The organism is Lutimonas halocynthiae (assembly GCF_030409835.1).
Taxonomy (GTDB): Bacteria; Bacteroidota; Bacteroidia; order Flavobacteriales; family Flavobacteriaceae; genus Lutimonas; species Lutimonas halocynthiae.
The window spans coordinates 734507-751352 of record NZ_JAUFQO010000016.1 but is presented as its reverse complement, the minus strand read 5'-3'; the positions used below and the strand labels follow the sequence as shown (position 1 = coordinate 751352).

Here is a 16846-nt window from a genome sequence, read left to right as displayed (position 1 = left end):
CAATAATGAAAAACTTAATTTTAAAATCAACAGCCTTACTTTTTATCCTAACCTTATCATTTGGTTGCACATATGCCCAGAAAGTAAAAGGTAATGGCAATAGTGTCAATAAGACAAGAAACGTAGGTAGCTTTGACGCAGTTGCTGTTGCAGGTTCATTTGACGTCTATTTAGTGGAAGGTGATGAAGGAAAATTAGATATTACGGTAGAAGAAAACCTGGCATCTTATTTAATTACTGAAGTCAATAACGGTACGTTGAAAATCAAATGGAAAAATGGGGTGAATATCAGAACAAGTTCAAAGACTGAAATAACGGTTCATTTTAAGAATATAAATTCTTTGGCCATGGCCGGGTCAGGAGATATAGTTGGCAAGGATAAAATCAAAGGTAATTCGCTTGAAGTAGCAGTTGCCGGATCGGGAGATATTAAGGTAGAAATAGATGTGCAAGAATTAGAAACAGCTGTATCCGGATCTGGTGATGTTGAACTTTCCGGAAGCGCAAAAGAATTTGAAGCCGCAGTTTCTGGGTCAGGTGATGTTGATGCTTCTGATTTAAAAGTAGAAAAGGCTGAATTAAAGATTTCAGGATCAGGTTCTATCGGAGCTAATGTTGAAAGTGAACTTGTAGCTAGAGTTTCAGGTTCAGGAAATATAAAATACAAGGGAAATCCAAGAATTGAAGACATCAAAGTAAGCGGATCTGGTAAGATCAGTAATTACTAAAAATAAAGTGGTTAGTTTATGAATAAATGTCGATGCCTCATGGTATCGGCATTTATTTTTTTGGCATCTTTTTTTCAAGTGTCTTTACCACTGCGGTAGAATCACAAACTTCTACTGTAATGAATAAGTCCTTTTGATCGTTGATGCCTTCAATCCAATAATTTCGGCAAGGATCGTTTTTCACCTGACTTTTTGAAAAATCAATATCACCTCTTGTCAATATTAACATGATGTCAAGACTATCAGTTTCAGAAGTCACTAATGCATCATTTACCGTTTGACTATAACTGATCTGTTTTTGTTGAATAATATTTAATATCCTGTCATTTGGGAGCCAGTTACAAGAAGCTTTTTTTCCTCCCAGGAAGAAAAATACAAGGGCGATTCCAATTGCGAAACCAATTCCATAGAGCGTAAAACGCGTTTTCATGTCTTCCATCAACTAGAAAATAAGTAAATTAATGTCTGTAAAAGGTAGGTTAAACCATTCTGCAATGCGTTTGTTGGTAAGAATTCCATGGTAAAAATACATACCTTTTTGTAGACTTTTATCAAATCTGGCAGCATTTTCAATACCTCCCATTTCACCTACATCTAATAAGTAAGGCGTAAAAATATTACTAATTGATACCGAAGCAGTTCTCGAATATCTTGAAGGAATATTTGGCACGCAATAATGAATTACCCCGTGTTTTACAATCGTTGGTTTGCCATGTGTGGTTATTTCCGAAGTTTCAAAACAACCTCCGTTGTCAATACTTACATCAATAATAACCGCGCCGTCTTTCATCTGCTCAACCATACTTTCATCCACAACTACTGGTGTTCTGGTTTTACCTCTTAAGGCACCTATTGCAACATCGCAATCTGCCAATGATCTTAAAAGGTTCTTTGGTTGAATAGTCGAGGTGGCTATTGGGTGGGCTAATTTATGTTGAATACTTCTCAATTTTGTCAGTGAATTATCAAAGACCTCAACCGTAGCACCCAGACCTTGAGCCGATCGTGCCGCAAATTCAGCAACTGTTCCTGCGCCGATGATCACTACCTTACTCGGTGGTACACCTCCTATATTGCCCAATAATAATCCATTACCAATATTGTTATTATTCATAATCTCAGCAGCAATAAGCACTGAGGCAGTTCCGGCAATTTCACTCAATGATTTTACCAAAGGGTAGATACCATGTGTATCCTGAATATAGTCAAATGCAATTGCAGTAATTCTTTTTTCCGCCAAAGCCTTGAAATATTCTTTTGTTTGTGTTTTGATTTGCATCGCCGAAATCAAGACACTTTGAGGATTGATCATTTTGATCTCATCCAAAGAAGGAGGTTCAATTTTGAGAATGATACTACAGGCGAAAACGTCATTTGCATTATAGGATATTTTCGCACCGGCCTCGGAATATTGCTTGTCAGTATAATTTGTTCCGTCACCAGCACCAGATTCGACAACAATTCTATGTCCGTTAGAGGTTAAGGCAGCAACAGCATTAGGAGTCAAACAAATTCGTTTTTCATCGAAATGTGTTTCCTTGGGTATGCCAATATACAGATCGTCCTTATGCTTTTTGATTTCAAGCATTTCAGGTTTGGGCATCAGCTCTTCACGGCTGAATGGTGACAATTGTTGTGACATTTTAGTTTAATTCTATGGTTCGGGTGTTATCCGGATTAATGGTCAGTTTAATAACAGATGACTCTAAAGGTAGTAAATTTTGAACTTTTTCAGGCCATTCAACAAAACACCAGGCATCATTGTCAAAATATTCTTCTATCCCCATGTCATATGCTTCTTCTTCATCATTGATTCTGTAAAAATCAAAATGATAAAGCAAATCACTATTTTCAGATTGGTATTCGTTGACTAAAGAGAAGGTAGGGGAGCTGGTAACATCTTGTACGCCTAGCTGTTTTGAAATTTCTTTGATCAAAGTTGTTTTGCCACTACCCATAGCACCATAAAATAAAATGATATGTGAGGTAGCGTTTTCAATAACCCAATTTGCTATTTGACTTAGATCAGTTAGCTCGTAATTTTTTTTCATATATGAAAAGGTATTCATGGATACTTAAAAAAGCAACTACTCACTTAGGTCTATCGAGTGATAAACATTTTGAACATCATCTTCTTCTTCCAGTCTTTCTAATAGTTTTTCAACATCATTTTGTTCGTCCTCACTTAATTTTTTTGTCGTAGTGGGTATTCTCTCAAATCCAGAGGATAGAATTTCTAACTCGTTTTCTTCAAGATATTTTTGTATCGCTCCAAATTGTTCAAATGGCGCATAAATTAAAATCCCATCTTCATCTTCAAATACTTCTTCAACGTCAAAATCAATCAATTCAAGTTCAAATTCTTCCAATTCCATTTTAAGGCCAGCCGCATCTACTCTGAAGTTACAGGTATGATCAAACATAAAGACAACCGATCCGGAAGTTCCGAAAGTACCATCACATTTGTTAAAAGCAGCTCTGACATTGGCAACGGTTCTGTTATTGTTATCTGTTGCGGTTTCAACTAAAACTGCAACACCATGCGGAGCGTATCCTTCAAAAAGAATTTCCTTATAATTTGCAGTGTCTTTATCTGATGCTTTTTTAATGGCCCTTTCTACATTGTCTTTAGGCATATTAGCGGCCTTGGCATTCTGCATGACAGCTCTTAATCTTGCATTGGTTTCAGGGTTAGGTCCGCCTTCTTTCACAGCCATAACGATGTCTTTACCAATTCTGGTAAATGTCTTGGCCATAGCTGACCAACGTTTCATTTTTCTGGCTTTTCTAAACTCAAATGCTCTTCCCATGTTCTCTTATTTGTAAATTTTCATATTCATTAAACTTGTATCACACCTAAATTAAAAGGTTTTTCTATTGGTGATTGATTTGCTGCATGAATCCCGGAGCTGATCCAGTGTCTGGTTTCCAAAGGATCGATGATCGCATCTGTCCATAACCTCGCAGCGGCATAATAAGGCGAAATTTGTTTCTTATATCGATCTGTAATGGTTTGAAGGATTTCTTTTTCTTTTTCAGCACTTATTTTTTGACCTTTCTTTTTTAAGGTTGCTGTTTCAATCTGTAAAAGTACTTTGGCCGCCTGTGCTCCGCCCATTACAGCGAGTTCTGCACTTGGCCAGGCTACGATAAGTCTGGGGTCATAGGCTTTGCCGCACATGGCATAATTGCCTGCGCCGTAACTATTTCCTATAACAACAGTAAACTTTGGAACAACAGAATTACTAACGGCATTTACCATTTTCGCACCATCTTTAATAATACCGGCATGTTCTGATTTGCTACCCACCATAAAACCGGTGACATCCTGTAAAAATACGAGCGGTATTTTCTTTTGATTACAATTGGCGATAAATCTTGTCGCCTTATCTGCACTGTCAGAGTAAATTACGCCACCAAATTGCATCTCGCCCTTTCCATTTTTGACGACCTTCCTTTGATTGGCTACGATACCCACTGCCCAGCCATCAATTCTGGCATAGGCGCAGATGATAGTTTTACCATAATTGGCTTTGTATTCCTGCATCTCTGAATTATCTACCATACGGCGAATAATCTTTTTCATATCATATTGTCCAGACCTAACTTTTGGTAGAATGCCAAAAATATCTGATTCATTTTCCTTTGGCTTTATACTATCAATTCTGTCAAAACCAGCAGATTTAGCTGCTCCAATCTTATCAACGATATTGATGATCGTTTCAAGCGCATCCTTGTCATCTTTTGCTTTATAATCACAAACACCTGATATTTCTGTATGAGTTGTAGCACCTCCGAGTGTTTCATTATCAATCATTTCACCAATGGCAGCTTTTACTAAATAACTTCCTGCAAGAAAAATACTACCTGTTTTATCAACTATGATAGATTCATCGCTCATAATAGGGAGGTAGGCACCACCTGCCACACAACTTCCCATAACGGCTGCAATTTGGGTGATTCCCATACTGCTCATGATGGCGTTATTTCTAAAAATTCTACCAAAATGTTCTTTATCTGGAAAAATCTCATCCTGCATGGGTAAGAAAACACCCGCACTATCTACCAAGTAAATAATGGGTAGTTTATTCTCCATAGCAATTTCTTGGGCTCTAAGGTTTTTCTTTGCTGTGATCGGAAACCAGGCTCCAGCTTTAACGGTGGCATCATTTGCAACAACAATGCACTGTTTTCCTTTGATAAATCCAATTTTGACTACAACTCCTCCCGAAGGGCATCCACCTTGCTCTTCATACATGTCGTCACCAACAAAAGCTCCGATTTCTAGCGCTTCTGCAGGTTTGTCAAATAAGAAATCTACGCGCTCTCTGGCGGTCATTTTTCCGGCGGCATGCAGTTTTGCAATTCGGACTTCGCCACCTCCTTTATAAACTTTTTTTAGTTTTTTATTAAGTTCAGACGTAAGCAGCTTATTGTGATCTTCGTTACTATTGAAGTTGATATCCATTCTTTTGTGATAGGTTATAAAGGGCTAAAGTACAAAATGCAGGTTAATTATGAATACATATCTACCCTGTAATTATTTACCATGGTAAATATTAAAAAAAATGTGTATATTTGCATAGAAATTAAACATAATAAAATGAAAACAACTAAAATTTTATACTGGGTAAGTACCGGTTTATTAAGCGCCTTACTCTTGATGTCGGCAGGAATGTATGTATTTAATCATGCTGAAATAGTTACAATGTTTGCAGCTTTTGGCTATCCGGTTTATATCATCTATCCATTGGCGTTTGCTAAGTTTAGTGCGGTAGCAGTGCTGCTAAGTCAAAAACAATCTACTATTAAAGAATGGGCTTATGCTGCACTTTTCTTTGAATTCATTCTAGCATTCTTTGCTCATTTTATGATAGGGGATGGAGAACAAATAGGAGTTGTGATCGCGATGGTATTATTAATCGCGTCATACTTGAGCGGTAAAAAATTATTTAATTTAAAAAAATCATAATGAAAAACATTATCACAATTGGTGGAAGCACTAGTAAATTATCGATCAACAAACAATTAGCTGAGTATGCAGGAAGCTTGGTGGAAGGAGTAGAGGTAGTCAATCTTGACTTAAATGATTATGACTTGCCACTTTATTCTATAGACATTGAAAATGAGACTGGTTTTCCAAAAGACTTAAAAAAGTTGAATGCCTTAGTTGAAGAAACTGATGGAATTGTTTTGTCTCTTGCAGAGCATAATGGAGCTTATAGCGCTGCGTTCAAGAATGCTTTTGATTGGTTGTCAAGGATTGAAGGAAAAGTTTGGAGAAATAAGCCTATGTTGTTATTGAGCACTTCACCTGGACCTAGAGGCGGACAATCTGTGATGGAATTGGCGCTGAGTAGATTTCCTTTTAATGGAGGAAATATAACCGGGTCGATGACATTTCCATCTTTTGGACAAAACTTTAAAAATGGTTCAGTAAGCGATGAAGATTTGAATCAGAAACTAAGTGGCCTAGTTGAACAATTTTCTAAAACAATTTAAAAATGGGTGATTTAGGAAAAGAGATCAATTCAAAATTTCCTAATGAAAAAGTCAAAGCCATGCTAAACATTAAGTATACAGCGGGTTGGCTTGATCAAATTGGAAATGAATTGTTAAAGCCTTATAATATTTCTGAGCAACAATATAATATCCTCAGGATCTTACGAGGCGCGGGTAAAGAGATTTCTGTTACAGAAGTCAGGGAGCGTATGATTCAAAAGTCTCCAAATGCCACGAGGCTTATGGATAAACTTTGTGACAAAAAACTTATTGAAAGAATAAGATGTGAGAACGATCGAAGGGTTGTCTACGTGAAAATATCGAAGAAAGGACTTGAACTTATCAAAAAAATAAATATGTCAGATTTTGACATGTATTTGAATAGGTTGACCGAGTCTGAAGCAAAAATATTGAATGATCTGTTGGATAAGATCAGATAATAACTATAAAAATGAAAACAAAATTATTTAAAGCCGAAGAAAGAGGACATGCTGATTACGATTGGTTGAAAGCCAATTATTCATTTAGTTTTGCAAACTATCACAATCATGAAAGAGAGCATTTTGGTGCCTTAAGAGTGCTTAATGATGATTTTATTAAAGGAGGAACCGGTTTCGGAGAACACCCTCATAAGAATATGGAAATCATCAGTATTCCATTAGAAGGAGGCCTTAAGCATAAAGATTCAATGAGCAATACCTGGATTCCATTGCATGCAGGTGAAGTACAGGTGATGAGTGCAGGCAGTGGAATTCAGCATTCAGAGCGCAATGAATCTTTGAAGGAGCAATTGAATTTGTTTCAGATATGGGTCATTCCTGACACAATGAATATAGCGCCTAATTACGGGCAAAAGACATTTGATCCAAAAGACCGAAAGGATGCGTTACAAGTGTTGGTGCATTCATATAAGGATGATCTCAATGATGAATTGAGAATTCATCAGGATGCCCAGATATCAAGAATTGATTTAAGCAAAGGGAAGTCATTTGACTATTCGCTTAGATCCTCAAATCACGGGGTATATGTGATGTTGATATCTGGTGGTATTAAGATTGAAGATTCAATATTAAAAACACGAGATGCTTTGGGGATTTGGCGTACCGATTTTTTTAAAATTGAGGCCAGCGACAATGCGGAAATTATCTTAATAGAAGTACCCATGGTATTTTAAGCAATGCGATTGATCAATAAAGGATTCTTAAGCCTCGTGTAAAAGGATTCAATATATTGTAAATTTATAGCGTTTTCTATACAAATTCTGCACTGCAATTCTTATGTTTGCAGCAAAATTTATAAGCATTTATTGACCCTTACTGATGAAGAAATTGAATGAATTTATTTGGGAAACACATGGCATTCATGCAGGAACAGAAAACGACCACGTTAAGCATGGCATTGATAAGCTAGAAGATATAGTTGATAAGGCTATAGAGCATAATCACCCTAGCATTACATTTATTATTCATTCTCCGAGGTTGACCAATTTCAGGTATGAAGCAGAAAAGGATACAAATATAAAATTTATAAGAGGGGATAGGTCTTATCTCAATTATCCTAAAAGAATAGCAAATCTTCGCAAGAAATACGAGGGTCGCATAAATATCAAGTACGGAGTAGAACTTGAATGGATGGGGCCAGAACTCGGTTTACTTTGGTCTCGATCTAAAATATTTCAGGCTGAAGAGGCTGATTTTGTTATAGGTTCTGTGCATTTTGCACCTGAAGGATTGCCTTATGACGGCTCGAAGGAGGAAGCGCTTGAATTATTAAAAATGCGTGGATCTTTAGAGGCATATTGGAATGGATATATCAATGAAATGATTCAAATGATTGAAAGTTTCGGAGATATGATGCAGGTAGTTGGGCATATTGATCTGCCTAAGCTAAATGTCGAAGTTCCTGAAGTGTTAAAGAACTTTGAGACAAGCTCTCATCCCTTGGCCAATAAGTTTAGAACTTTACTTGAAATTATTGCAGACAGAGATTTGGCATTAGACGTGAATATGGCTGGTGATTTTAAGGGAGTTGGAGTTTATCCTTCCCAAAATATTTTAAAGAGAGCTTTTGAGTTGCAGATCCCGGTTTCTCTCGGAACTGATACGCATCATGTGAGGTACTATGGTGTCAATTTTAAAGAGAGTTTGGAATATATTTATAAAGCTGGATATGAACAATACGTAAGTTTTTCTAAGTTGATTCCTGAAAAGAGAACGATTTTTGACAACCATGATTTGAAAGTAAAGTACACCATCCTGAATAAAGGAATAGAACTGCTTAATCAAAGATTTCACCACGGGAGTAGAAGAATCATACCGGATTTCTCATTTGGAGGAACATTTTCTGAGTTTATAGATATCTATAAGAATGCCACTGGAATGGGAGCATACAATGCAGTAAGGATCAGGAAGGCAAATAAATCAATAACCGTGTCTGATGAAATACCTGTAACCAGTAAAGAAATGGTGAAAGGCTTGTTTTCAAAACATCTTGATCAGGCTGGGGTATTGTCTTCTTTATTTAATTCTCTTGCGTCTGAAGGCGTAAACGTCGAAACGGCAAGGTTACATTCTAATAACGATGGGACGGCTGTTGCTTTTTTAACTTTGGAACAGGAAAACGGCAATGTCAAGAATGCCATAGATTTTGTACATGGTACTGATCAACAGACATTTTTAGAGTTGAACTATTCTGAAGATATTGTCTTGCCGAATTTTTATGGTAAAGGCGTCTATTTGTATGAAATGGATGGAGTCGATTTGAAAATTGCCTTGAGTTCGAAGATGATACTGACCAAGCATGAGAATTCTCCAGGGGTTTTATTAATCTTGCTTTCAGCTCTGGCTTCAAAGAATATCAACATCATAGACATGCGTTTGGGAAAAAGAAATAAAGTAGGTTATTCTGCCTTAGCGATAGATGGTGATTCTAATGTTATCAATAGTTTGTTAAATAAACTTGGAGAGCAGTATTACGAGGCAAACCTTGTTGAATTTCACAGTATGTAATTCTCCTAATTTAGGACGTCGCAAATAAGTTTTCAATTTGTTTAAACGATTTAAATTCTAAGGCATTTCCTTCAGGATCAAGAAAAAACATGGTTGCCTGTTCTCCGGGAGCTCCCTTAAAACGGATATATGGTTCTATGATAAAATGAATTCCCTCATTGTTTAATTTTTCTTTTAATGCCTCCCATTGTTCCCATTTCAGGACAACTCCAAAGTGAGGGACCGGAACTTGCTGCCCGTCAACAGGATTATAAACTTTTTCTGGAACTTTTTCATTCTCAGGTCTTTGATGTATGACAAGTTGGTGTCCAAAAAAATTGAAATCTACCCAATGGTTTGAACTTCGTCCTTCTTTGCACCCCAAAATTTTCCCATAAAAATTTCTACATAATTCAAGGTTGTCGACTGGTATGGCTAAATGGAAAGGAGATACTTCATTCATTTTTTTTATTTTTTAATTAGAGAAACTGGTTTTATATGATCTTTATAGGGAGGTATAAATATATTCATTTTACTTATTTTGTCACTTAGAAATGTATCTTTATCAAAAATAAATTATGAAATTAATCTATTTTGGTATTGCTATTTTTTGCTGTATAAATTTGCTTTCTTGCGATATAGAAAAGAATAATACTACTAATGAATTGGAAAAGTCTGTGGGTATGAATGATGGCAAACAATTGAGACATATTGTACTTTTTAAATTTAAGAACGAAGTTACTAAAGCTCAGATTGAAAGGGTAGAAAAGGCTTTCGCTGAGTTGCCGCAGAAAATTGACGAAATTAAAGGTTTTGAATGGGGGCTTAATAATTCTCCAGAAAATTTAAACAAAGGTTTTACACATGGATTTTTTCTCACTTTTGACAGCGAAGAGGGAAGAGACATCTATTTACCTCATCCTGATCATAAAGCTTTTGGAAAAATTGTAGACCCTATTTTAGAGGATGTTTTTGTATTAGATTATTGGACAAATTAATTAAACAACAAATGAGATTTTTAACATTGACCCTATTTTTATTGAGTATGAGCCTTTATGGGCAAGATGATGAAAAAACACTTAAATCTATTTATGATAATTCATTAAGTAATGGCATGAGCTATGTCTGGCTGGAACATTTATCGAATGAGATAGGAGGCCGACTTTCTGGTTCTGAAGGAGCCCAAAGAGCGGTAGAATATACCCAAGCGGAGTTGCTTAAGCTAGGGCTCGATAAGGTTTGGTTACAACCTGTGATGGTTCCAAAGTGGGTTCGCGGAGAAAAGGAAACAGGTTTTGTAAAAACGAATAAGCAGCGTTATGAACTCAATATTTGCGCTTTGGGAGGTTCTATTGCAACACCTGAAGAAGGACTTTTAGGAGAAGTAATTGAAGTTCAGGGGATAGCTGATCTAAAGGAAATGGGTGAAGCTGAGGTCAAAGGGAAAATTGTTTTTTTCAATAGGGCTATGGACGAGACCTTGATACTAACATTTCAGGCATATGGTGGTTGTGTTGATCAAAGGTATGCAGGAGCCATGGAGGCGGGTAAATTAGGAGCCTTGGGCGTGATTGTAAGATCTCCGAATTTGAGACTTGATGATTTTCCACATACAGGGTCAATGACTTATGGAGACCTTCCTGTTGAGCAAAGAATTCCTTCTGCTGCGATCAGTACCAATGATGCAGAAATGCTGAGTAGCCTTTTGGAAAAAGATAAAAATTTAAAACTCGGATTTAAGCAGCGTTGTGAGCAGTTAGATGACGTAGAATCATTTAATGTAATTGGCGAAATTACCGGTTCTGAATTTCCGAATGAATATATTGTTGTTGGTGGACACCTTGATTCTTGGGATTTAGGCGATGGTTCTCATGACGATGGAGCGGGCGTGGTGCAGTCAATGGAAGTGATTCGATTGATGTCTTTGCATAAGAACAGGCCTAAAAGAAGCTTGCGAGTAGTTCTTTTTATGAACGAAGAGAATGGTTTACGTGGCGGTAAAAAATATGCCCAAGAAGCAAAGTCGAAAAATGAAATGCATATAATGGCTTTAGAAAGTGATTCAGGAGGTTTTACGCCAAGAGGATTTTCATTTGATTGCAGTGATGAAGAATTTGCCCAGGTAAAAAGTTGGGAACCTCTTTTTAAACCTTATCTCATTCATTATTTTGAGAAAGGTGGAAGTGGAGCTGATATCGGACCTTTGAAATCAGAAGGCATGGTACTGGCAGGCTTAAGACCCGATTCTCAAAGATATTTTGATTACCATCACACCGCTATTGATACTTTTGACGCTGTGAATAAGCGAGAATTGGAACTGGGTGCAGCTACTATGACTTCATTAGTATATTTATATGATAAATACGGAACAGCAAAAAAGATAACGATACCAGTGAAAAACTAAAGTGTTTATGAAGTATACATACCTATTGCTAATTTTTATTTTAATTAATATCAATATGAATTCACAAGAGAATAATGATTCCTTACCATATGCTGAACTCCCAGAAGCTTCATCTAACTATACAGCCGGAACGGTGGCAGCAAGAATGGTTGATGGCTTAGGCTTTAGATATTTTTGGGCTTCTGAAGGCCTGCGGTCTGAGGATTTGAGTTTTAAACCTTCAGCCGAAGCAAGAACAACTGACGAAACAATTGACCATATTTTGGGTTTGTCTACGGTGATTTTAAATTCTGCACTTCATAAAGTTAATGAAGGCAATGATTTTTCAGAGTTAAGTTTTATAGAAAAAAGAGAATTGACACTGGTAAATTTGAAAACAGCAGCAGACATTTTTCGAAAAAGCGAAGACCTGAATCAATTTACGGTAGTGTTCAAAGGCTCAAAAGGAAATAGTGAATATCCTTTTTGGAATCAGATCAACGGTCCTATCGCTGACGCAATTTGGCATTGTGGTCAGTTGGTTAGTTTTAGAAGGGCCTCAGGCAATCCTTTTAATTCAAAGGCAAGTATGTTCATGGGTAAATTAAGAGAATAAACTAAGGCTTATAATTTTAATTCCATTTTAATGTTTCCACGGCTATAGGGGTTATCCTTTTCAATTGGTACTTCTATAAAACCAAATTTTTTATAAATATAAATTGAATTTTGAAGTTTCGTATTTGAATAAAGAAGCAGTTTTGACCAGCCTTTGCTTTTAGAGAACCTGATACAATATTCCATCATCTTTTGACCAATACCCATACCTCTGGAATCAGAAGCTACAGCCATCTTTCCTAATTCATAAACTGCTGCATGCTGTTTTATCAAGGCAAACGTTCCCAGTACTTTTCCGTCATGCTCGTAAAAGAAAATAAACCCTCCTTTATCTATAATCAATTCCTGGCTCGATTCAAGTAAGTCACGATCATGTGGTTCAACATAAAAGTAATGCTCCAACCATTCAAGATTCAGGTCTCTGAAAAAAACCGCCAAATCAGCTCGATATGGAATGATATGATCCAATTAATTTTGTTTTGAAAATAGCATCAATTACATTTTAGAATCGATGGTTTGCATCATTTCTTCCTCAATTTTTAAGCTAGCCTCAAATATGTTTTTAGCTTTGTCAAGTATGGCTTCAACATAAGCCTGATCTGTAATGTCTCTTGCATTAATTCTTACATTAAAATAAGCACCTACAACAGCGGTTCTTGCGCACAAGATTCCAACAGCTGCATCCGATAATGAGTTGGCTAACCCTTCTTTGATCATGGCTTGCATTACTTCCATAGATGCATAAGCAGTCTCCATTACCTGAAAAGGAATTTCAGTAGCGTATTTCGTAGCTGACTGAATGGCTTCTTTTCGGATAATTTTTTCTTCTTCAGTACCCTTGGCTAATCTAAATGACTCAATGATTTTGTTAAATGAATTGGTGTCTTCATCTACCAGATATAATAGTTTGTCTTTATAGGCCTGACCTTTAACAGCCCAATCAGAAAAGTTTTCCCATTTCGCATCCCATCCCGGTTTATGCGCTGATAAATTAGCTACCATTGTTCCTAAAGACACTCCTAATGCACCTACATAGGCTGAAATGGAACCACCTCCAGGAGCCATTGATTCACTTGCCGTTTCTTCAGCGAGATCCTTTGCAGTCAGATCGATCAGTTTGGCCGCCTGCCCACTTGCCAGTTGGTATTCAATGATTTTTTCCTGAGGATTAAATGGTTTTAAATCATCAAGCCCTAATGATTTTATGGCAATTTTTATCTTTTCACTTTCTGATATGCCTAAAGACCTTTCTTGCTTAATTAAATAATAATCAGCGGCATCAAGCATCGCTTTTAGAGGAATCAAACCGATGAGTTCAGAGCCAGTCACACGCAGCCCCCTTTCATCAGCAGATGTGCATGTGGCGTCAAATGCCTCATGCATTGATGTGATACTTATGTTGGTCAGGTTATATGAAATTTGGGCAATTCCGTACTCTTCAATATACCAACCAATTCCTTTGACGGCCTTTAACTTGCCTGGTATTCTGACCGGTTCTCCTTTTGAATCAAGTACTTTTTTTCCTGTTGCAGGATTCCCTTCTCGTTTAACACGTCCTGCTTCTCGAATATCGAAAGCGATGGCATTGGCTCTTCTTGTTGAAGTAGTATTTAAGTTAACGTTATAAGCGATAAGAAAGTCTCTTGCAGAAATTGCGATCGCTCCGGATTTCGCAACACTTGTATTGTATTCTGCCGGGCCAAAATCAGGAGCCCATTCAGGATTATTCAACTTCTCTTTTAAACCTTCATATTCGCCAGATCTGCAATGCGCCAGGTTAACTCTTTCTTCTTTTTTAGCTGCATTTTCATAGAAATAACCTGGTATGCCAAGTTCTTTTCCCACTCTTTCACCTAATTGATGCGCATAAACAGCTGTTTCCTCCAAAGAGATTCCCGAAATGGGAACTAATGGGCAAACATCTGTTGCCCCAAACCTTGGATGCTCTCCTGAATGTTTGCTCATGTCAATGAGTTCAGCGGCCTTTTTGATCAATAGAAATGCTGCTTCAATAACTTTTTCAGGACTACCTACAAAAGTAATAACCGTTCTGTTTGTGGCATTACCTGGGTCAATATCGAGTAATTTTACACCTTCAATAGTTTCAACCACATTTGCTATGGTTTGAATTTTATCGTGATCTCTTCCCTCACTAATATTAGGGACGCATTCTATTAATCTTTTTTCCATGGTATTGAGTTTGATTCGCCAAATTTAGGAATTGCAATAGGAATAGCTGTTTTTTTTAGGATTAAAAGTTTTCAACCATTTCGAGTCTAAGCAATACTTGTTTTAAAGTGCTAAAGAAATTTAAAGTTAAGCCCCAACACAATATTGCGCCCTGGATTAGGTATCATATCAGCCTTCAGTATGGATAAATGAGAGGTGTAAGTTTCATCGAGTAGATTGTTAAAACTTAGATTAATTCCCAGATCCATTTTGTTAAAACTTAAATTACCTCCCATTCTTAAGTGGAGTAAATTATAAGATGGCGTAGTTGTTTCAAATTCGCTGACCTTATCTTGTTCAAAGTAAGAATCTAAAATTATAGCAGTGTAAATTTCATTAAACTTTTTTAAGCCTTTGATTTCAGTTCTTATGGTATTTGCCCATTTGTTGGCCGGAATCAATGGGAGGTAATCACCGTTGTCTTGTTCTCCAATAACAGTTTCAAAGCTACTTTCAAGATGCAGCCAGTCAAAAGGGTGGGGGTGTAAATGAAATCCAAATTCGCCACCATATAATTTAGCATCGTTTTGGACATACTCATAAACGTCATGCTCATCAATAGTTTCACCGGTTGGCTGGGCAAATATGTAATTGTTCAATTTATTATAGAAGCCATTGGCATAAATTTCAAAATGTTGATTCCCATATTCTAATGAGATATCAGTTTGAAAATTTTGTTCACTTTCTAAATCTGCGTTTCCAATTTCAAATCTATTGGTACCGTGATGTACCCCATATGAGGTTAATTCAGCAAGATTTGGAGCTCTAAATCCACTGGCTAGATTGATTCTTGTCGTTATTGAATTAAATAGTAATGATTTATATCCCAAAGAAAAAGTAAAATTATTATAGTCTTTTTCAATACCTTCAACGATGGTAATTTCTTCATCATGATCCTCTTCAATTTCATCGTGATCTTCTTCAATTTCATAAGAGTCCGACTGAAGATATCTATAGTCGAAACGAATACCTCCTTGTAATGAATTTTTCTCGTTGATCTCAAAAGTGCTGGTTGCCAAGAATCCTATATCATTGATGCGAGCATCAGGAATTAGAATTTCTTCACCAAAATTTTTATTATTTTGAAACATACCTTGTACTCCGGCAATCGTTTCAAATTTGCCCTTCTTTGCAAAGTTGTACTTAAGATCATAGGAGAGTGTTTTAAGGTTCATGTCGAGTGCTGCTCCCTCGTGATTTTCTACTTCATGTTCATCTTCATCTTCATGCTCATCATCATTATGCCCGTGTTCATCTTCAAATTCCTTACGATTATTGACGATATAACCCAGGTTGAAATCTATTTTGGAATTTTTTAAATAGAAGTGATTATGTAAACTGAGGATATGGGTTTCCAGATCCTGATAAGGCAATTCTACTGATCTGGATTCTGTTTGTTCTCCAATTTCTTCAGGAATTCCTATTTCAGATTGATTGTAATTATACCTGAATTCAGTTACAAATTGATCCAAATTCAGTCCGATACCTGCTTTAAAATCCTTTTCATTAAAGCGCGAATTTGTTACACGATTTCCATCCGGCACCTCATAATCAGCATGACTGTTATAACCACCACGAAAAATCAGTTTTAGCCTATCTTTTGAAGTTTTTAAGCCAACAGACGTGTTGCTCCCTAAGGTATTTGAATAAAAGTTTTGATTTACTTCAATTTTCGTTTCATTCTGATAAGCAAACTTCTCTGGATTCAAATACAGTACGCCTCCTAAGGCATCCGAACCATAAAGTAGTGAGGCTGGCCCTTTTATGACTTCTACACTTTCAATGCCTGAATCATTCATGCCAAGACCGTGCTCATTTCCAAATTGTTGATTTTCAAGCCGAACTCCTTGGGTATAGACCAGAACCCTGTTTCCACTTAAACCCCTGATTACTGGTTTTCCTATACCTGTACCTGTTGTGATTTCTGATACCCCGGCAATACTGCTGATGCTTTGCATTAAAGTGGGTGCACCAGTTTTTCGAAGTGATTCTATACTTTTCGACTCGATTTTCATCACATTTTCGCTTTGTAACTTGTTGAAAGGAGCTGATACAATAACTTCATCCATGTGAAATACTGATGGAATTAACGAAATATTAAGTTCAATGTCAGATGAAACTAAATTAACCTCAACATTCTCTGTATTAAACCCAATAAAACTAATGCTTAATTTATGTGATCCCTGGGGAATGTTTTGCAGTTGAAACATGCCATTTTCGTCAGAAGTGGTTCCTATATGTAATTGTTCGATATAGATGTCAGCACCCAATACAGGGGCTTCAATATCGTCTAAAATAGTTCCTTTAATGCTGTTTTGTGACCATGCTTCTTTAGATAATAGAAGTGTCATGATCAATAATAAATAGAAAGTATATCTTTTCATTTAAATAGTGTTATCAAT

At 36.6% G+C, this 16846-nt stretch carries 18 protein-coding genes; 9 read left to right on the top strand and 9 right to left on the bottom strand.

The features are described 5' to 3' along the window. Nucleotides 1–5 precede the first annotated feature (5 nt). Nucleotides 6–728, top strand: coding sequence for a head GIN domain-containing protein (locus tag QWY87_RS16460; RefSeq protein ID WP_290293270.1), 723 nt, complete (start codon nucleotides 6–8; stop codon nucleotides 726–728). Between the two features lie 52 nt (nucleotides 729–780). Here QWY87_RS16460 and QWY87_RS16455 read toward each other — a convergent pair whose 3' ends face one another. Genes QWY87_RS16455 through QWY87_RS16435 form a run of 5 tightly spaced genes read right to left on the bottom strand, consistent with a single transcriptional unit; the run spans nucleotide 781 to nucleotide 5196 of the window. After that, nucleotides 781–1167 (bottom strand): hypothetical protein, encoded by a 387-nt coding sequence (locus tag QWY87_RS16455; RefSeq protein WP_290293268.1) that lies wholly within the window; start codon nucleotides 1165–1167, stop codon nucleotides 781–783. Between the two features lie 3 nt (nucleotides 1168–1170). Next, nucleotides 1171–2370: an alanine dehydrogenase gene (locus QWY87_RS16450; protein WP_290293267.1), complete on the bottom strand. Its 1200-nt coding sequence runs from the start codon at nucleotides 2368–2370 to the stop codon at nucleotides 1171–1173. 1 nt (nucleotide 2371) lies between these two features. Next, nucleotides 2372–2779 (bottom strand): tRNA (adenosine(37)-N6)-threonylcarbamoyltransferase complex ATPase subunit type 1 TsaE, encoded by a 408-nt coding sequence (tsaE, locus tag QWY87_RS16445; RefSeq protein WP_290293265.1) that lies wholly within the window; start codon nucleotides 2777–2779, stop codon nucleotides 2372–2374. Nucleotides 2780–2815: 36 nt separating this feature from the next. Further along, nucleotides 2816–3538: a YebC/PmpR family DNA-binding transcriptional regulator gene (locus QWY87_RS16440; protein ID WP_290293264.1), complete on the bottom strand. Its 723-nt coding sequence runs from the start codon at nucleotides 3536–3538 to the stop codon at nucleotides 2816–2818. A gap of 29 nt (nucleotides 3539–3567) precedes the next feature. Then, nucleotides 3568–5196, bottom strand: coding sequence for an acyl-CoA carboxylase subunit beta (locus tag QWY87_RS16435; protein ID WP_290293263.1), 1629 nt, complete (start codon nucleotides 5194–5196; stop codon nucleotides 3568–3570). 135 nt (nucleotides 5197–5331) lie between these two features. Here QWY87_RS16435 and QWY87_RS16430 point away from each other — a divergent pair, with 135 nt between their 5' ends. The 5 genes from QWY87_RS16430 to QWY87_RS16410 all read left to right on the top strand — a co-directional run bounded on the left by QWY87_RS16430 (nucleotide 5332) and on the right by QWY87_RS16410 (nucleotide 9238). Next, complete coding sequence (locus QWY87_RS16430; protein WP_290293262.1) at nucleotides 5332–5700, top strand: DoxX family protein; 369 nt, start codon at nucleotides 5332–5334, stop codon at nucleotides 5698–5700. Further along, entirely contained in the window at nucleotides 5700–6230 is a 531-nt protein-coding gene (locus tag QWY87_RS16425; RefSeq protein ID WP_290293260.1) for an NADPH-dependent FMN reductase, read from the top strand. Before QWY87_RS16430 ends, QWY87_RS16425 begins: the two co-directional genes overlap by 1 nt. Nucleotides 6231–6232: 2 nt before the next feature. Then, complete coding sequence (locus QWY87_RS16420) at nucleotides 6233–6670, top strand: MarR family winged helix-turn-helix transcriptional regulator (protein WP_290293259.1); 438 nt, start codon at nucleotides 6233–6235, stop codon at nucleotides 6668–6670. Between the two features lie 11 nt (nucleotides 6671–6681). Further along, complete coding sequence (locus QWY87_RS16415) at nucleotides 6682–7404, top strand: pirin family protein (protein ID WP_290293257.1); 723 nt, start codon at nucleotides 6682–6684, stop codon at nucleotides 7402–7404. A gap of 145 nt (nucleotides 7405–7549) precedes the next feature. Continuing rightward, on the top strand, nucleotides 7550–9238 hold the full coding sequence (locus QWY87_RS16410; protein WP_290293255.1) for a histidinol-phosphatase HisJ family protein: 1689 nt from the start codon (nucleotides 7550–7552) through the stop codon (nucleotides 9236–9238). A gap of 10 nt (nucleotides 9239–9248) precedes the next feature. On the opposite strand, the gene QWY87_RS16405 is transcribed toward QWY87_RS16410, so the two are convergent. Beyond that, complete coding sequence (locus QWY87_RS16405; protein ID WP_290293254.1) at nucleotides 9249–9680, bottom strand: VOC family protein; 432 nt, start codon at nucleotides 9678–9680, stop codon at nucleotides 9249–9251. Nucleotides 9681–9795: 115 nt separating this feature from the next. On the opposite strand from QWY87_RS16405, the gene QWY87_RS16400 reads away from it, so the two are divergent. From QWY87_RS16400 to QWY87_RS16390, 3 genes are read left to right on the top strand one after another with little or no spacing between them, the layout of a single operon-like run. Beyond that, complete coding sequence (locus tag QWY87_RS16400; RefSeq protein ID WP_290293252.1) at nucleotides 9796–10215, top strand: Dabb family protein; 420 nt, start codon at nucleotides 9796–9798, stop codon at nucleotides 10213–10215. Nucleotides 10216–10226: 11 nt separating this feature from the next. Further along, nucleotides 10227–11621: a M28 family peptidase gene (locus QWY87_RS16395; protein WP_290293250.1), complete on the top strand. Its 1395-nt coding sequence runs from the start codon at nucleotides 10227–10229 to the stop codon at nucleotides 11619–11621. Nucleotides 11622–11676: 55 nt separating this feature from the next. Then, on the top strand, nucleotides 11677–12216 hold the full coding sequence (locus QWY87_RS16390; RefSeq protein WP_290293249.1) for a hypothetical protein: 540 nt from the start codon (nucleotides 11677–11679) through the stop codon (nucleotides 12214–12216). A gap of 8 nt (nucleotides 12217–12224) precedes the next feature. On the opposite strand, the gene QWY87_RS16385 is transcribed toward QWY87_RS16390, so the two are convergent. The 3 genes from QWY87_RS16385 to QWY87_RS16375 all read right to left on the bottom strand — a co-directional run bounded on the left by QWY87_RS16385 (nucleotide 12225) and on the right by QWY87_RS16375 (nucleotide 16828). Then, nucleotides 12225–12683 (bottom strand): GNAT family N-acetyltransferase, encoded by a 459-nt coding sequence (locus QWY87_RS16385; RefSeq protein WP_290293247.1) that lies wholly within the window; start codon nucleotides 12681–12683, stop codon nucleotides 12225–12227. 27 nt (nucleotides 12684–12710) lie between these two features. Then, nucleotides 12711–14405, bottom strand: coding sequence for a glutamate formimidoyltransferase (ftcD, locus tag QWY87_RS16380; RefSeq protein ID WP_290293246.1), 1695 nt, complete (start codon nucleotides 14403–14405; stop codon nucleotides 12711–12713). Between the two features lie 110 nt (nucleotides 14406–14515). Next, a complete protein-coding gene (locus tag QWY87_RS16375) occupies nucleotides 14516–16828 on the bottom strand; it encodes a TonB-dependent receptor (RefSeq protein ID WP_290293245.1) in 2313 nt (770 codons plus the stop codon). Nucleotides 16829–16846: the final 18 nt, after the last annotated feature.